The sequence below is a fragment of the Klebsiella sp. GG_Kp175 genome, from assembly GCF_040062325.1.
Taxonomy (GTDB): Bacteria; Pseudomonadota; Gammaproteobacteria; order Enterobacterales; family Enterobacteriaceae; genus Klebsiella; species Klebsiella quasipneumoniae.
The window spans coordinates 33,032-49,751 of the sequence record NZ_JBEAFX010000015.1; the positions used below are offsets into that span (position 1 = coordinate 33,032).

Here is a 16,720-nt window from a genome sequence, read left to right on the forward strand (position 1 = left end):
TCATCCTTTCTTACCTTTTATAATTTAATAAGCATATTAGGGACTATCGAATGCTCAGATATACCTGTCATGCCCTATTTATTGGATCGTTAGTATTATTGAGTGGCTGTGATAACAGCTCTTCCTCCTCTTCCTCTGGCTCACCTGGCGACCCAGGTAATCCCGGCACGCCCGACCCGCAGGATGTCGTCGTCCGTTTACCGGACGTTGCCGTCCCTGGCGAAGCGGTACAGGCCTCTGCCAACCAGGCTGTCATTCATCTCGTCGATATCGCCGGCATCACCAGCAGCACGCCGGCCGACTATGCCAGCAAAAACCTCTATCTTTGGAATAATGAAACCTGCGATGCGCTGAGCGCGCCGGTGGCGGACTGGAATGATGTCAGCACCACGCCGACCGGCAGCGATAAATATGGCCCTTACTGGGTGATCCCGTTGACCAAAGAGAGCGGATGTATCAACGTTATCGTCCGCGATGGCACCAATAAGCTTATCGATAGCGACCTGCGCGTCTCTTTCAGCGATTTCACCGATCGGACAGTATCGGTCATCGCCGGCAACAGCGCGGTCTATGACTCCCGCGCCGACGCCTTCCGCGCCGCCTTTGGCGTGGCGCTGGCCGATGCGCACTGGGTCGATAAGACCACTCTGCTGTGGCCGGGCGGGGAAAATAAACCCATTGTGCGCCTCTATTACAGCCACAGCAGTAAGGTGGCTGCCGACAGTAACGGCGAATTTACCGATAAATATGTCAAGCTGACCCCCACCACCGTCAGCCAGCAGGTGAGCATGCGCTTCCCGCATCTCGCCAGTTATCCTGCCTTTAAGCTGCCGGATGACGTCAACGTCGATGAATTGCTGCAGGGCGAGACGGTGGCGATATCCGCCGAAAGCGACGGGATCCTGAGCTCCGCCACACAGGTGCAGACCGCCGGCGTACTGGACGATACCTATGCCGCCGCCGCCGAGGCGCTGAGCTATGGCGCCCAGCTAACCGATAGCGGCGTGACCTTCCGCGTCTGGGCGCCCACGGCGCAGCAGGTCGAGCTGGTGATCTATAGCGCGGACAAGAAAGTGATAGCCAGTCACCCGATGACCCGCGACAGCGCCTCCGGCGCCTGGTCCTGGCAGGGCGGGAGCGACCTGAAAGGCGCGTTCTACCGCTACGCGATGACGGTCTACCACCCGCAGTCGCGTAAAGTCGAGCAGTACGAAGTGACCGATCCCTACGCCCACAGTTTGTCGACCAACTCGGAGTACAGCCAGGTGGTCGATCTGAACGACAGCGCGCTGAAGCCGGAAGGCTGGGACGGGCTGACGATGCCGCACGCGCAGAAAACCAAAGCCGACCTGGCGAAAATGACGATCCACGAATCGCATATTCGCGATCTCTCCGCCTGGGATCAAACCGTTCCTGCGGAGCTGCGCGGTAAGTATCTGGCGCTCACCGCCCAGGAGAGCAATATGGTCCAGCATCTGAAACAGCTGTCGGCCTCGGGCGTGACCCATATTGAGCTGTTGCCGGTCTTCGATCTGGCGACGGTCAATGAGTTCAGCGACAAAGTCGCCGATATTCAGCAGCCGTTCAGTCGCCTGTGCGAGGTCAACAGCGCGGTGAAGAGCAGCGAGTTCGCGGGCTATTGCGACAGCGGTTCGACGGTTGAAGAGGTGCTGACTCAGCTGAAGCAGAACGACAGCAAGGATAACCCGCAGGTGCAGGCGTTGAATACGCTGGTGGCGCAGACCGACTCCTATAACTGGGGCTACGATCCGTTCCACTACACGGTACCGGAAGGATCCTACGCCACCGATCCGGAAGGCACGGCGCGCATTAAAGAGTTCCGCACCATGATTCAGGCGATCAAGCAGGATCTGGGAATGAACGTCATTATGGACGTGGTGTACAACCACACCAACGCCGCCGGCCCGACCGACCGCACTTCGGTACTGGATAAGATCGTCCCCTGGTACTATCAGCGTCTGAACGAAACTACCGGCAGCGTGGAATCGGCTACCTGTTGCTCCGACTCGGCGCCAGAGCACCGGATGTTCGCCAAGCTTATCGCCGATTCACTGGCGGTATGGACCACCGATTATAAGATCGATGGCTTCCGCTTCGACCTGATGGGCTACCACCCGAAAGCGCAGATCCTCTCGGCCTGGGAACGCATTAAAGCGCTGAACCCGGATATCTACTTCTTTGGCGAAGGCTGGGATTCCAACCAGAGCGATCGCTTTGAAATTGCCTCGCAAATCAATCTCAAAGGCACCGGGATCGGCACGTTCTCCGATCGTCTGCGCGACGCCGTGCGCGGCGGCGGGCCGTTCGACTCCGGTGATGCATTGCGCCAGAACCAGGGCGTGGGCAGCGGGGCCGGCGTTCTGCCGAATGAGCTGACCACCCTGACCGACGATCAGGCGCGTCACCTCGCCGATCTGACCCGTCTCGGCATGGCCGGTAACCTTGCGGACTTCGTGCTGATCGACAAAGACGGCGCGGTGAAGAGAGGCAGCGAGATTGACTATAACGGCGCGCCAGGCGGCTACGCGGCTGATCCGACGGAAGTCGTGAACTATGTGTCAAAACACGATAACCAGACGCTGTGGGACATGATCAGCTATAAAGCCGCTCAGGAGGCAGATCTCGATACCCGCGTCCGGATGCAGGCGGTGTCGCTGGCGACGGTGATGCTCGGCCAGGGGATCGCCTTTGACCAGCAGGGCTCAGAGCTGCTGCGCTCTAAATCCTTTACCCGCGACTCGTATGATTCCGGCGACTGGTTTAACCGCGTGGACTACTCCCTGCAGGACAACAACTACAACGTCGGTATGCCGCGCAGCAGCGATGATGGCAGCAACTATGACATCATCGCCCGCGTGAAGGACTGGGTGGCCACCCCGGGCGAAGCCGAGCTCAAGCAGATGACCGCGTTTTATCAGGAGCTGACCGCGCTGCGTAAATCGTCGCCGCTGTTTACCCTCGGCGACGGCGCGACGGTGATGCAGCGCGTGGACTTCCGCAATACCGGCGCCGATCAGCAGACTGGTCTGCTGGTGATGACCATCGATGACGGGATGCAGGCTGGCGCCAGCCTGGACAGCCGCGTCGACGGCATCGTGGTAGCGATCAACGCTGCCCCGGAAAGCCGGACGCTGCAGGATTTCGCCGGCACATCGCTCCAGCTGAGCGCTATTCAGCAGGCGGCGGGCGACCGGTCGCTGGCCAGCGGCGTGCAGGTTGCCGCTGACGGCTCGGTCACGCTGCCGGCCTGGTCGGTTGCCGTCCTCGAATTGCCGCAGGGCGAATCGCAGGGCGCCGGCCTGCCGGTGAGCAGTAAATAAGGTGACGTGGGGCGCCCGTAAGGGCGCCTTCTCGTTATCGTGAGGGAACAGGAGACCGTTGTGATTGTTCGTGATGACAGTGAAAGAGGGATCCCCCCGCTGGTGGCGCATCAGCCGCCCACCGCACTGGCGGACGCGCCGGTGGTCCGCGGCCGGATGGTGCAGATCCCTGGCTGGATTATCCCGCTGTACGCCGGATTATTTATCGCGCTCGGCTGGTTTGGCGGCGAGCAGTGGCGTCACCCGGCACCGCCGCAAACGCTGCCCTTGCCGGTGGCGCATGCGGCGCTTCTGCCGTTAACCGCTGCCGGAGAGGCCGCGCCAAAGACGCCGCCGCCGGCGACAAAACCCAGTGCGCCCGCCGCGCCGGTGGTGGACAGCGATACGCTGCCGCCTCTGCGCTATAGCGCGCATGTCTACGCCTCGTTAGCGGAAAAGCGCAGCATTGTGTTAAATGGCAAAGCGTGGACGGAGGGCGACTCCCCGCTGCCCAATCTGGTGGTGGAGCAGATCCAGCAGGATGTGACGATCTTTAGCTTCAACGGCACGACCTTTACCCTCGCGGCGCTGGAGGACTGGCCCGGCGGGAAAATTGACGAGGAGCCGAAAGGCGAATAAGGGGCACGCGCAATTCAATGCGCGTTGAAGATATTTTGCTTAGTCGCCGCGCAGGCTGGCAATAAAAGGAGCAAGCTGGCGATTAAATTGACTGCACTGCGCGGCTTCCGGGGTGCTGTCCTGTAAAAGCTGTTGGTAAAGCCGGTCGCTATTTTGGCTTAACGTTGCCGGATCAATATTTCCCCAGCCGCGCGCTTTGCCGACATTCACCGCCGCGCGATAAATAGCTTCATCGGCGGGCAGATCGCTACGATTACATTTATTCTTGAGATAGCGCGTTCCTGCCGCCACGGACGAGAGCTGCTCGAGCTGTGCCTGGCTACTGATGGCCGGACTGAGCGTTGAGGCGGGTTTCTGTTGGCAGCCAGAGAGTAAGGCCACCACGCAAAGCGGGAATATAAGTGGAATGCGCATAGTAGAGTAATCAAAATAATGAATCACTGGCCGCTAGTTTAACAAATATTTCCCTGGTGTCATCATAAAATATTATTCTACATAAATGTTAACAGCCTCTCATTTTTATTGGCAGAAACTCGATTCATCCCCTTTACTTCTCTCAATAATAAATGCTGTCGTCCAGGAAATATATTTTCAGTCTGAGGCGATGCCGCCGCATTTGGCATCAGGGCGAGCGTCATTTTTTATGTTATTAAAAAACATACTCTTTCCCATCTTGTTACGTAAGCACGAGGTAAAATGCTGGTTAAGAATGTCGCATTTTAGTGCTATCCTGTATGCCCTGAACATTACGTGCTATGTTCTGACTTATTCTGCCAGTGATGCGTTTAACACATTGATTTTATGGTGAATTTCTATTGTTAGTATCATGTGAAGCGAAGCAAAGCAACCCTTTGAAAGGTGGGCGGCGCGTTCTGCCCGCCAGCAGGTTGTCGTCCTGAGGATGAGCAGCCTGAACGTTAATTTGAGAGATTTCTTCTTCCTCTGAACGGAGGAAGTATTGAGAATCAGGCCTTTGCGCCTGAACGTTGCGGAGAAAAAGCATGGCGGGAGATGACCGCGAGCCTATCGGACGTAAGGGAAGACCCTCACGTCCGACAAAACAGAAAGTCACCCGTCGCCGGGTCCGGGAAGAGGACTACGACGACGAGTATGATGACGATGATTATGAGGATGAGAAACCGGTGCCGAGAAAAGCCAAAGGCAAAGGTGGCAAGCCTCGTCGTAAGCGCAGCTGGCTGTGGCTGCTGGTCAAGCTGGGGATTGTCTTCGCGGTGCTGATTGCCGCCTATGGCGTCTACCTCGACCAGAAAATCCGCAGCCGCATCGACGGTAAAGTTTGGGAGCTGCCGGCTGCGGTCTATGGACGGATGGTGAACCTTGAGCCGGACATGCAGATCAGCAAAAACGAGATGGTGCGTCTGCTGAACGCCACCCAGTATCGTCAGGTTAGCGCGATGACGCGTCCCGGCGAATATACGGTGCAGGCCAACAGCATCGAGATGATCCGCCGTCCGTTCGATTTCCCGGACAGTAAAGAAGGGCAGGTGCGCGCGCGTCTGACCTTCGACGGCGACCATCTGGAAACCATCGAGAATATGGATAACAACCGCCAGTTCGGTTTCTTCCGCCTCGATCCGCGGCTTATTACCATGCTGCAGTCGCCGAACGGCGAGCAGCGTCTGTTCGTGAAGCGCAGCGGCTTCCCTGACCTGCTGGTGGATACACTGCTGGCGACCGAAGACCGCCACTTCTACGAGCACGATGGCATCAGCCTCTATTCCATCGGCCGTGCGGTGCTGGCGAACCTGACGGCAGGCCGGACGGTGCAAGGGGCAAGTACCCTGACCCAGCAGTTGGTGAAAAACCTGTTCCTCTCCAGCGAGCGCTCCTACTGGCGTAAAGCCAACGAAGCGTACATGGCGCTGATCGTCGACGCCCGCTACAGCAAGGATCGCATCCTTGAGCTGTACATGAACGAGGTGTACCTCGGTCAGAGCGGCGATAACGAAATTCGCGGCTTCCCGCTGGCCAGCCTGTACTACTTTGGCCGTCCGGTGGAAGAGCTGAGCCTCGACCAGCAGGCGCTGCTGGTGGGGATGGTGAAAGGGGCCTCGGTGTATAACCCGTGGCGCAACCCGAAGCTGGCCCTTGAGCGACGCAATCTGGTGCTGCGTCTGCTGCAGCAGCAGCAGGTCATCGACCAGGAGCTGTACGACATGCTGAGCGCGCGTCCGCTGGGCGTGCAGCCGCGCGGCGGGGTCATTTCACCACAGCCGGCGTTCATGCAGATGGTGCGTCAGGAGCTGCAGGCGAAGCTGGGCGATAAAGTAAAAGATCTCTCCGGCGTGAAGATCTTCACTACCTTCGACTCGGTGGCGCAGGATGCCGCGGAAAAAGCGGCTACTGAAGGGATCCCGGTACTGAAGAAACAGCGCAAGCTGGCAGATCTGGAAACCGCCATGGTGGTGGTGGACCGCTTTACCGGTGAAGTGCGGGCGATGGTCGGCGGCGCGGAGCCGCAGTTCGCCGGCTACAACCGCGCGATGCAGGCCCGCCGGTCGATTGGTTCTCTGGCCAAGCCGGCGACCTATCTGACCGCGCTGAGCCAGCCGAATCAGTATCGCCTGAATACGTGGATCGCCGATGCGCCAGTGACCATTCGCCTGTCCAATGGCCAGACCTGGTCGCCGCAGAACGACGATCGTCGCTTCAGCGGCCAGGTGATGCTGGTAGATGCCCTGACTCGTTCGATGAACGTGCCGACGGTTAACCTCGGGATGGCGCTGGGCTTGCCGGCGGTGGTCGATACCTGGACCAAACTGGGGGCGCCGAAGAATCAGCTCAACGCCGTGCCGGCGATGCTGCTTGGCGCGCTGAACCTGACGCCGATTGAAGTGGCCCAGGCCTTCCAGACCATCGCCAGCGGCGGCAACCGTGCACCACTCTCCGCCCTGCGGTCAGTGATTGCGGAAGATGGCACGGTGCTGTATCAGAGCTACCCGCAGGCGGAGCGCGCGGTGCCTGCCCAGGCGGCCTATATGACGCTGTGGACCATGCAGCAGGTAGTGCAGCGCGGGACGGGGCGTCAGCTGGGGGCGAAGTATCCGGGCCTCCATCTGGCGGGGAAAACCGGGACCACCAACAATAACGTCGATACCTGGTTTGCCGGGATCGACGGTAGCCAGGTGACCATCACCTGGGTGGGTCGCGACAATAACCAGCCAACCAAACTGTACGGTGCCAGCGGTGCGATGTCGATTTATCAGCGTTATCTGGCGAACCAGACGCCAACGCCGCTGGTGCTGACGCCGCCGGAAGATGTGGTCGACATGGGCGTGGACAGCAACGGCAACTTCGTCTGCAGCGGCGGGATGCGTTCGCTGCCGGTGTGGACGACGCAGCCGGATGCGCTGTGCCGCCAGGGCGAGATGATGCAGCAGCAGCAGTTGCAGCAGCAGGAAGCGAACAACCCGTTCAATCAGTCCGGGCAGCAGCAGCCTCAGCAGCAACAGCAGCAGCAACAGCAGCCGCCGAAGCAGCAGGAGAAGAGTGACGGCGTCGCGGGCTGGATCAAGGATATGTTCGGCAGTAACTGATTTAAGCCCTAAGACCAGACCCCTTAAGACGAAAGTATTAAGGGGTTTTTTTATGCCTGTAAAAAAGTTAACGGCTCTTTAACTCCATAATAACTATCTGGTTATTAATTCAGCCTTCAACCCGCAGCGACAGGCATATCGCTTGCCTTGCCTTCAACGTTTCGCCTATTATATCGCCCGTCATAATAATAATTCTCGTTTACGTTATCATTCACTTTCATCAGAGATATACCCATGGCGCGTCCAAAAACTGCTCAGCCAAACCACTCGCTGCGTAAAGTCGCAGCTGTAGTAGCCACGGCGGTTAGCGGCATGTCTGTCTACGCACAGGCAGCAGAACAACCGAAGCAAGAAGAAACCATCACCGTCGTTGCCGCCCCGGCCGCCCAGGAAAGCGCCTGGGGACCGGCGCCGACCATCGCGGCGAAACGCTCCGCCACGGCGACGAAAACCGATACCCCGATTGAAAAAACGCCGCAGTCTGTGTCGGTGGTGACGCGCCAGGAGATGGAGATGCGCCAGCCGACGACGGTAAAAGAGGCGCTCTCCTATACGCCAAGCGTCTTCTCCACCCGCGGCAGTTCGACCACTTATGACGTGGTCACCATTCGCGGCTTCACCACCTCGACGACCGTCAACACCAACCAGTATCTGGACGGCATGAAGCTGCAGGGGAATAACTACTCTGAAGTCTCCATGGATCCTTACTTCCTGGAGCGCGTGGAAGTGATGCGCGGGCCAACTTCGGTGCTGTACGGCAACAGCAACCCGGGCGGTATCGTCAGCATGGTCAGCAAACGCCCGACCACCGAGCCGCTGAAAGAAGTACAGTTTAAGATGGGCACCGACAATCTGTGGCAGACCGGGTTTGACTTCAGCGACGCCATTGATGATGCCGGCGTCTGGTCCTACCGCCTGACCGGTCTGGGCCGCAGCCAGGATGCCCAGCAGCAGATGGCGAAATCGACCCGCTACGCGGTGGCGCCCTCCTTTAGCTGGCGTCCTGACGATAAAACCGACTTCACCTTCCTGAGCAACTTCCAGAATGATCCGGATGCGGGCTACTACGGCTGGCTGCCGCGCGAAGGCACCGTGGTGCCGTATTACGACGCCAACGGTAAGGCGCACAAGCTGCCGACCGATTTCAACGAAGGCGAGGCGGATAATAAAATCTCCCGCCGCCAGAAGATGGTGGGCTACAGCTTCTCCCATCAGTTCGATGACACCTTTACCGTGCGGCAGAACCTGCGCTATGCCGATGTGCATACGCTCTATCGTTCGGTGTACGGCAACGGCTATGTCGCGCCGGGCTACATGAATCGCGCCTATGTGCGCTCCGACGAGCACCTGAACACCTTCACCGTCGATACTCAGCTGCAGTCTGATTTCGCCACCGGCGCGGTTAGCCATACCCTGCTGACCGGCGTGGACTACTCGCGGATGCGTAACGATGTGGATGCCGACTACGGGACGGCGGATCCCATCAGCATGAACAATCCCCAGTACGGCAACCCGAATATTCAGGTCACCTTCCCGTACGCGGTGCTCAACCGGATGGAGCAGACTGGCCTGTACGCGCAGGATCAGATGGAGTGGGATAAATGGGTGATGACCCTGGGCGGGCGTTACGATTACGCCACGACCTCAACGTTAACCCGTGCCACCAACAGCCTGGCGGAGAACCACGACCAGCAGTTCAGCTGGCGCGGCGGCATCAACTACCTGTTCGATAACGGTATCTCTCCGTACTTCAGCTACAGCGAATCGTTTGAACCGGTATCGGGCTCCAGCAGCAGCGGCAAGCCGTTCGATCCGTCGCGCGGTAAGCAGTATGAAGCCGGCGTGAAATATGTGCCGAAAGATATGCCGGTGGTGGTCACCGCGGCGGTCTATCAGCTGACCAAAGACAAGAACCTGACGGCGGATCCGGCTAACCAGGCGTTCAGCATCCAGACCGGCGAGATCCGCTCCCGCGGCCTTGAGCTGGAGGCGAAAGCGGCAGTTAACGCCAATATCAACCTGACCGCAGCCTACAGCTATACCGATGCGGAATACACTCACGATACGGTGTTCAACGGCAAACGTCCGGCGGAAGTGCCGCGTAATATGGCCTCCCTGTGGGCGGATTATACCTTCCACGAAACCGCGCTCAGCGGTCTGACGATTGGGGCCGGGGCGCGCTATATCGGTTCAACGGTCAGCTACTACAAAAATGACACCAGCACCGGTAAGAAAAATGATTCCTTTAGTGTGGCCGGTTATGCGCTGATGGATGCGACGGTGAAATACGATCTGGCGCGCTTTGGCCTGCCGGGATCGTCGGTTGGCGTCAACGTCAACAACCTGTTCGACCGCGAATATGTCTCCAGTTGCTACAGCGAATACGCTTGCTACTGGGGGGCCGGACGTCAGGTCGTCGCCACCGCCACCTTCCGTTTCTAACCACCTACGGGCGCGGTTCGCCGCGCCCTTTATCAGGTTATCGCTATGCAGGAACAGACTCCGCACGCAGAAACCACCTTCGCGTTGGATCGCGTCACTTTCCGTGTGCCTGGCCGCACGTTGCTCCATCCGCTCTCGCTCACCTTCCCGGCTGGAAAAGTCACAGGCCTGATCGGTCATAATGGCTCCGGCAAGTCGACGTTACTGAAAATGCTTGGCCGTCATCAGCCGCCTTCCGCAGGCGATGTGCTGCTGGACGGGCAGCCGCTGGAGAGCTGGGGCAGCAAAGCCTTTGCCCGCAAAGTGGCCTATCTGCCGCAGCAGCTGCCGCCGGCCGAAGGTATGACGGTGCGTGAGCTGGTGGCCATCGGCCGCTACCCGTGGCACGGCGCGCTGGGTCGCTTTGGCGCGGCGGACCGCGAGAAAGTGGAAGAGGCGATTGCGCTGGTGGGGCTGAAGCCGCTCGCCCATCGCCTGGTGGACAGCCTCTCCGGCGGCGAACGCCAGCGGGCGTGGATCGCCATGCTGGTGGCGCAGGATAGCCGCTGTCTGCTGCTCGATGAACCCACCTCGGCGCTGGATATCGCCCATCAGGTTGATGTCCTCGCGCTGGTGCATCGTCTCAGCCAGCACCGCGGCCTGACGGTGATCGCCGTCCTGCACGACATTAATATGGCGGCCCGCTACTGCGACTATCTGGTGGCCCTGCGCGGTGGAGAAATGATCGCCCAGGGGACGCCGGCGGAACTGATGCGCAGCGACACCCTGGAACAAATCTACGGCATCCCGATGGGGATCCTGCCGCACCCGGCCGGCGCGGCGCCGGTAAGCTTTGTCTATTGATGATGACCCCGACTCAGATAACCCGACGCCGCCTGCTGACCGCGATGGCGCTCTCGCCGCTGCTGTGGCAGATGCGCGGCGCGCAGGCGGCGAACATTGACCCGCAGCGCGTGGTCGCCCTGGAGTGGCTGCCGGCGGAGCTGCTGCTGGCGCTGGGCGTCACGCCTTACGGCGTGGCCGATATCCCCAACTATCGCCTGTGGGTGAACGAACCCGCGCTGCCCGACTCGGTGATCGATGTCGGTTTGCGTACCGAACCCAATCTTGAACTGCTGACGCAGATGAAACCGTCATTTATCGTCTGGTCGGCAGGCTACGGCCCGTCGCCGGAGAAGCTGGCGCGTATCGCCCCCGGCCGCGGATTTACCTTCAGCGATGGCAAACGTCCGCTGGCGATGGCTCAGCGCTCGCTGCTGGAGATGGCTGACCTGCTGGGCAAAACACAACAGGCTCAGCACCACCTGGCGGAGTTTGAGGCGCTGATGGCGAGCCTGAAGCCGCGTTTTGCCGGGCGCGGCGACCGTCCGCTGTTGATGATCTCCCTGCTCGATCCGCGCCATGTACTGGTTTTTGGCGAAAACTGCCTGTTCCAGGAAGTGCTCGATCGCTTTGGCATCAAAAACGCCTGGCGCGGCGAAGCGGCGTTCTGGGGCAGCGTCAGCGTTGGCATCGACCGGCTGGCGGAATTTAACGAGGCCGATGTGATCTGTTTCGATCATGGTAACGAGCGGGAGATGACCCAACTGCTGGCGACCCCGCTGTGGCAGGCGATGCCGTTCGTGCGCGCGGGGCGCTTCCAGCGCGTTCCGGCGGTGTGGTTCTATGGCGCGACGCTGTCGGCGATGCATTTTGCCCGCGTGCTGGCCGAGGCCCAGGGGAATCCGGCATGAATAGGCGTATTTCACCGTTAGCCATTATCCTGCTGGCCGGGCTGCTGGTTGCCGCCTTCGCGTTGAGCATCGTCAATCTCAACGTCGCCTTGCCCTATGCGCAATGGCGGCAGGCGCTGTGGCAGCCGGATAGCGATCGGATTGCCCAGATGCTGTTTCATTACAGCCTGCTGCCGCGGGTGACCGTTTCACTGCTGGTGGGGGCCGGGCTGGGACTGGTCGGCGTACTGTTCCAGCAGGTGCTGCGCAATCCGCTGGCGGAGCCAACCACCCTTGGCGTCGCCACCGGCGCGCAGCTGGGGATCACGGTCACTACGCTGTGGGCCATCCCCGGCGTGCTGGCGTCGCAGTTTGCCGCGCTGGCCGGAGCCTGTCTGGTGGGAGCGCTGGTGTTTGGCGTCTCCTGGGGCAAGCGCCTGTCGCCGGTAACGCTGATCCTGGCGGGCCTGGTGGTCAGCCTCTACTGCGGGGCGCTTAACCAGCTGATGGTGATTTTCCATCACGACCAGCTGCAGAGTATGTTCCTGTGGAGCACTGGGACGCTGACGCAAACCGACTGGAGCGTGGCGCAGCGCCTGTGGCCGCAGCTGCTGGGCGGCGCAGTACTTACGCTGCTGCTGCTGCGTCCGCTGACTCTGATGGGGCTCGATGACGGAGTGGCGCGCAACCTTGGGCTGGCGTTGTCTCTGGCGCGCCTCGGCGCCCTGACGCTGGCGATCGTGATGAGCGCGCTGCTGGTCAACGCGGTCGGGATTATCGGCTTTATCGGCCTGTTCGCGCCGCTGCTGGCGAAAATGCTCGGCGCCCGTCGACTGCTGGCCCGGCTGCTGCTGGCGGCGCTGATCGGCGCGCTGCTCCTGTGGCTTTCAGATCAGGTGATCCTCTGGCTGAGCAGGGTATGGCGGGAAGTCTCCACCGGCTCGGTCACCGCCCTGATTGGCGCGCCGCTGCTGCTGTGGCTGCTGCCGCGGCTTCGCAGCATCAGCGCCCCGGTGATGAACGGCGGCGATAACGTGCAGCCTGAGCGCTATCACGTGCAAGGGTTTGTTCTCGGGGGCGTCGCGTTGCTGCTGCTGGCGGTGAGCGTGGCGCTGGCCTTTGGTCGCGATGCCCACGGTTGGCTGTGGGCTCACGGCGATCTGCTGGAGCAACTGCTGCCCTGGCGCTGGCCGCGAGTGCTGTCGGCGCTGTTCGCCGGGGTGATGCTGGCGGTCGCCGGCTGTATTATCCAGCGCCTGACCGGCAACCCGATGGCCAGTCCGGAAGTGCTGGGCATCAGCTCCGGCGCCGCCTTTGGCGTGGTGCTGATGCTGTTCTTCGTCCCTGGCGACGCCTTTGGCTGGCTGCTGCCGGCCGGGAGCCTTGGCGCGGCCGGCACCTTGCTGATCATTATGCTGGCCGCCGGGCGCGGCGGCTTTTCGCCGCATCGGATGCTGCTGGCGGGGATGGCGCTCAGTACCGCCTTCACCATGCTGCTGATGATGCTGCAGGCCAGCGGCGATCCGCGCATGGCGCAGATCCTGACGTGGATCTCAGGGTCGACCTACAGCGCGACGCCGGAGAGGGTGGTCCGCAGCGGCGCGGTGATGCTGCTCCTGCTGGCGCTGGCGCCGCTCTGTCGCCGCTGGCTGACCATCCTGCCGCTGGGCGGGGAGGCGGCGCGAGCGGTGGGCATGGCGCTGACCTCATCGCGGATTGTTCTGCTGCTGCTGGCGGCCTGCCTGACGGCGGCGGCGACGCTGACCATCGGCCCGCTGAGCTTCGTCGGGCTGATGGCGCCGCATATCGCACGGATGATGGGCTTCCGGCGCACGCTGCCGCATATGGTGATCTCCGGGCTGACTGGCGGGCTGCTGCTGGTCTTCGCCGACTGGTGTGGACGAATGATCATGTTCCCGTACCAGATCCCGGCGGGGCTGCTGTCGACCTTTATCGGCGCGCCGTACTTTATCTATTTGCTGAGGAAGCAGAGCCGCTAACGATCCCGGATGGCCTCAACATCCCCGGTGGCGCTATCGCTTACCGGGGCTACAGCGCTGTGCGATTTGGTAGCCCGGATAAGGCGCAATGCGCCGCATCCGGGAAAATCCCTGCGTCACCAGGCATTCAAGCACCTTACAGTTTGGCAAATACCCGACGCGCGGCGTCGATGGTATTGTCGATATCTTCTTCGCTGTGGGCGACGGACATAAAGCCAGCCTCAAACGCTGACGGCGCCAGGTACACGCCTTCCTCCAGCATCAGATGGAAGAAGCGCTTGAAGCGTTCGACATCGCACTTCACCACGTCCTGATAGCAGGTGACGGTTTCGGCATCGGTAAAGAAGATGCCGAACATGCCGCCGACGTTATTGACCACCAGCGGGATCCCGGCGTCACGCGCCGCATCAAGCAGACCTTGCGCCAGCTGGTTGGTCAGCTCGGTGAGGGTTTCATGTACGCCCGGCTGCGCCACTTCGCTTAAGCAGGCGAAGCCGGCGGCCATGGCGATCGGGTTACCGGAGAGGGTACCGGCCTGATAAACCGGGCCGGTGGGGGCCAGAGCGTCCATCACCTCGCGACGGCCGCCGAAAGCGCCTACCGGCATCCCGCCGCCGATGATTTTCCCGAGACAGGTCAGATCCGGCTCCACGCCGTAATAAGCCTGCGCGCCCGCCAGCGCCACGCGGAAGCCGGTCATCACTTCGTCGATGATCAGCAGGGCGCCAAATTCGTCGCACAGCGCGCGCAGGCCCGGCAGGAACTCCGGCTGCGGCGGAATGCAGTTCATATTCCCGGCGACCGGCTCGACGATGATGCAGGCGATATCCTGTGGATATTGCTCGAACGCCGCGCGCACCGAGGCGAGGTCGTTATAGGTGCAGGTCAGGGTGTGTTTGGCGAAATCAGCCGGCACGCCCGGCGAGTTCGGCTGGCCGAGGGTCAGCGCGCCGGAACCGGCTTTCACCAGCAGGCAGTCGGCATGGCCGTGGTAGCAACCTTCGAACTTGATGATCTTGTCGCGGCCGGTGAAGCCGCGCGCCAGGCGAATCGCGCTCATGGTGGCTTCGGTACCGGAGTTCACCATCCGCACCATATCCATGGTCGGTACCAGCTCGGTCACTAGCGCCGCCATTTTCACTTCCATTTCGGTCGGCGCGCCAAAGCTCAGGCCGCGTGACGCCGCCTCGATCACCGCGTTGCGGATCGCCGGATGGTTGTGGCCCAGCACCATCGGACCCCAGGAGCCGACATAATCGATATAGGCCTTTCCATCCACGTCATAGAGGTAAGCGCCATCCGCGCGTTCGATAAACAGCGGGGTGCCGCCGACGCCGGTAAAGGCGCGCACCGGCGAGTTAACGCCGCCGGGGATCAGTTCGCGCGCAGTATGGTACAGATTTTCAGATTTGCTCATGGCCAGGGTCCTGGTTCGTGAAAAATGTTTTATCGGCTATTCTAAGTTATTCCAGGATGGTTATGAAAGTTTTGCCCAATTGAAACAATGTGCCGCAAGGGCATTTTTTTGACGACGCAGCGCGCCGGGGCGGCTAAAATGCCTCTCTCTTCATTTGTATTACCAATAATTGATAACGGCATGAAAGCAGAAACTCCCTCTTTTGAAGCACATCAGTTCGTGCGGGTGCGTCGCGGCGATGCGGTGCGCCGCTTAATTCAGCGCGATAAAACGCCGCTGGCGGTGCTGTTTATGGCGGCGGTGGTCGGCACGCTGGCCGGGCTGGTGGGCGTGGCGTTTGAAAAGAGCGTGAACTGGGTGCAGAACCAGCGGATCGGCGCGCTGGCGCAGGTAGCGGACCACTGGTATCTGGTCTGGCCGCTGGCGTTTATCTTGTCGGCGCTGCTGGCGATGGTCGGCTATTTCCTCGTGCGCCGCTTTGCGCCGGAGGCTGGCGGATCGGGGATCCCTGAGATCGAAGGGGCGCTGGAGGAGCTGCGGCCGGTGCGCTGGTGGCGCGTGCTGCCGGTAAAATTCATCGGCGGCATGGGGACCCTGGGCGCCGGAATGGTGCTGGGACGCGAAGGGCCGATGGTGCAGCTTGGCGGCAACATTGGGCGCATGGTGCTGGATATTTTCCGCATGCGCAGTCCGGAAGCGCGGCACACGCTGCTGGCGACCGGCGCAGCATCGGGTCTCTCAGCGGCTTTTAACGCGCCGCTGGCTGGTATCCTGTTTATCATCGAAGAGATGCGCCCGCAGTTCCGCTACAACCTGATCTCCATTAAAGCGGTATTTACCGGCGTGATCATGTCGAGCATTGTGTTTCGCATTTTTAACGGCGAGGCGGCAATTATAGAGGTGGGCAAGCTGAGCAATGCCCCGGTGAATACCCTGTGGCTGTACCTGGTGCTGGGGATGCTGTTTGGCTGCTTCGGCCCGCTGTTTAATTTTCTGGTGCTGCGCACCCAGGATCTGTTCCAGCACATTCACGGCGGCAACATCAAAAAATGGGTGTTAATGGGCGGGATCATCGGCGGGCTTTGCGGTCTGCTGGGGCTGATGCAGCCCTCCGCGGTGGGCGGTGGCTTTAACCTGATCCCCATCGCCGCCGCCGGTAACTTCTCCGTCGGTTTGCTGCTGTTTATCTTTATTGCCCGCGTGGTGACCACGCTGATCTGCTTCTCCTCCGGCGCGCCGGGGGGCATCTTCGCCCCGATGCTGGCGCTCGGCACGCTGCTGGGCACGGCGTTCGGCATGGCGGCTATTCCGCTGTTTCCGTCCTACCATCTCGATGCCGGCACCTTCGCTATCGCCGGCATGGGCGCGCTGCTCGCCGCCTCGGTGCGCGCGCCGCTGACCGGTATTGTGCTGGTGCTGGAGATGACCGATAACTATCAGCTCATTTTGCCAATGATTATTACCTGCCTTGGCGCAACACTACTGGCGCAATTCCTCGGCGGTAAGCCTTTGTATTCGACCATTCTGCAACGTACTCTGGCGAAGCAGGAGGCCGAGCAGGCGGCAAAAGCGCAGCAGGCGCCCCGGGAGAATACTTGAACGATTTACCAGGGTATTAGATAATGGCTCAAAA

10 protein-coding genes are annotated in these 16,720 nt (G+C 60.7%); 8 read left to right on the top strand and 2 right to left on the bottom strand.

Annotated features, from left to right (window positions below; genetic code table 11):
- Positions 1-50: 50 nt before the first annotated feature.
- Positions 51-3,341: a pullulanase-type alpha-1,6-glucosidase gene (gene pulA, locus ABLU73_RS20020; RefSeq protein WP_049093663.1), complete on the top strand. Its 3,291-nt coding sequence runs from the start codon at positions 51-53 to the stop codon at positions 3,339-3,341.
- A gap of 60 nt (positions 3,342-3,401) precedes the next feature.
- Positions 3,402-3,959 carry a type II secretion system assembly factor GspB gene (gene gspB / locus ABLU73_RS20025; RefSeq protein WP_264923611.1) on the top strand — a complete coding sequence of 186 codons (558 nt, stop codon included), beginning with the start codon at positions 3,402-3,404 and terminating at the stop codon, positions 3,957-3,959.
- Between the two features lie 39 nt (positions 3,960-3,998).
- Here the strand turns inward: gspB and gspS are convergent, their stop codons facing one another.
- Positions 3,999-4,373 carry a type II secretion system pilot lipoprotein GspS gene (gspS, locus tag ABLU73_RS20030; RefSeq protein ID WP_200927566.1) on the bottom strand — a complete coding sequence of 125 codons (375 nt, stop codon included), beginning with the start codon at positions 4,371-4,373 and terminating at the stop codon, positions 3,999-4,001.
- A 587-nt stretch (positions 4,374-4,960) separates the two neighbouring features.
- Here gspS and mrcB point away from each other — a divergent pair.
- From mrcB to fhuB, 5 genes are all read left to right on the top strand, one after another.
- The gene (mrcB, locus tag ABLU73_RS20035) at positions 4,961-7,516 is read left to right on the top strand and encodes a bifunctional glycosyl transferase/transpeptidase (protein WP_200927565.1); all 2,556 of its coding nucleotides are present in this window, start codon (positions 4,961-4,963) and stop codon (positions 7,514-7,516) included.
- Between the two features lie 234 nt (positions 7,517-7,750).
- The gene (gene fhuA / locus ABLU73_RS20040) at positions 7,751-9,958 is read left to right on the top strand and encodes a ferrichrome porin FhuA (protein ID WP_032455575.1); all 2,208 of its coding nucleotides are present in this window, start codon (positions 7,751-7,753) and stop codon (positions 9,956-9,958) included.
- Between the two features lie 45 nt (positions 9,959-10,003).
- On the top strand, positions 10,004-10,801 hold the full coding sequence (gene fhuC / locus ABLU73_RS20045; RefSeq protein WP_057213484.1) for a Fe3+-hydroxamate ABC transporter ATP-binding protein FhuC: 798 nt from the start codon (positions 10,004-10,006) through the stop codon (positions 10,799-10,801).
- Positions 10,801-11,691: a Fe(3+)-hydroxamate ABC transporter substrate-binding protein FhuD gene (gene fhuD / locus ABLU73_RS20050; protein ID WP_200927564.1), complete on the top strand. Its 891-nt coding sequence runs from the start codon at positions 10,801-10,803 to the stop codon at positions 11,689-11,691. Before fhuC ends, fhuD begins: the two co-directional genes overlap by 1 nt.
- The gene (gene fhuB, locus ABLU73_RS20055) at positions 11,688-13,670 is read left to right on the top strand and encodes a Fe(3+)-hydroxamate ABC transporter permease FhuB (protein WP_049003563.1); all 1,983 of its coding nucleotides are present in this window, start codon (positions 11,688-11,690) and stop codon (positions 13,668-13,670) included. The genes fhuD and fhuB overlap by 4 nt, the downstream gene beginning before the upstream one ends.
- A gap of 136 nt (positions 13,671-13,806) precedes the next feature.
- Here fhuB and hemL read toward each other — a convergent pair whose 3' ends face one another.
- A complete protein-coding gene (hemL, locus tag ABLU73_RS20060; RefSeq protein ID WP_004204435.1) occupies positions 13,807-15,087 on the bottom strand; it encodes a glutamate-1-semialdehyde 2,1-aminomutase in 1,281 nt (426 codons plus the stop codon).
- 180 nt (positions 15,088-15,267) lie between these two features.
- Here hemL and clcA point away from each other — a divergent pair, with 180 nt between their 5' ends.
- Complete coding sequence (gene clcA / locus ABLU73_RS20065; RefSeq protein ID WP_077268680.1) at positions 15,268-16,686, top strand: H(+)/Cl(-) exchange transporter ClcA; 1,419 nt, start codon at positions 15,268-15,270, stop codon at positions 16,684-16,686.
- Positions 16,687-16,720: the final 34 nt, after the last annotated feature.

What these genes read in the sequence shown, in the direction of transcription:
- pulA (WP_049093663.1), top strand. Translation starts at nt 51, where the DNA reads ATGCTCAGATATACCTGTCATGCCCTATTTATTGGATCGTTAGTATTA.
- gspS (WP_200927566.1), bottom strand. Translation starts at nt 4,373, where the DNA reads ATGCGCATTCCACTTATATTCCCGCTTTGCGTGGTGGCCTTACTCTCT.
- mrcB (WP_200927565.1), top strand. Translation starts at nt 4,961, where the DNA reads ATGGCGGGAGATGACCGCGAGCCTATCGGACGTAAGGGAAGACCCTCA.
- fhuA (WP_032455575.1), top strand. Translation starts at nt 7,751, where the DNA reads ATGGCGCGTCCAAAAACTGCTCAGCCAAACCACTCGCTGCGTAAAGTC.
- fhuC (WP_057213484.1), top strand. Translation starts at nt 10,004, where the DNA reads ATGCAGGAACAGACTCCGCACGCAGAAACCACCTTCGCGTTGGATCGC.
- fhuD (WP_200927564.1), top strand. Translation starts at nt 10,801, where the DNA reads ATGATGACCCCGACTCAGATAACCCGACGCCGCCTGCTGACCGCGATG.
- fhuB (WP_049003563.1), top strand. Translation starts at nt 11,688, where the DNA reads ATGAATAGGCGTATTTCACCGTTAGCCATTATCCTGCTGGCCGGGCTG.
- hemL (WP_004204435.1), bottom strand. Translation starts at nt 15,087, where the DNA reads ATGAGCAAATCTGAAAATCTGTACCATACTGCGCGCGAACTGATCCCC.
- clcA (WP_077268680.1), top strand. Translation starts at nt 15,268, where the DNA reads ATGAAAGCAGAAACTCCCTCTTTTGAAGCACATCAGTTCGTGCGGGTG.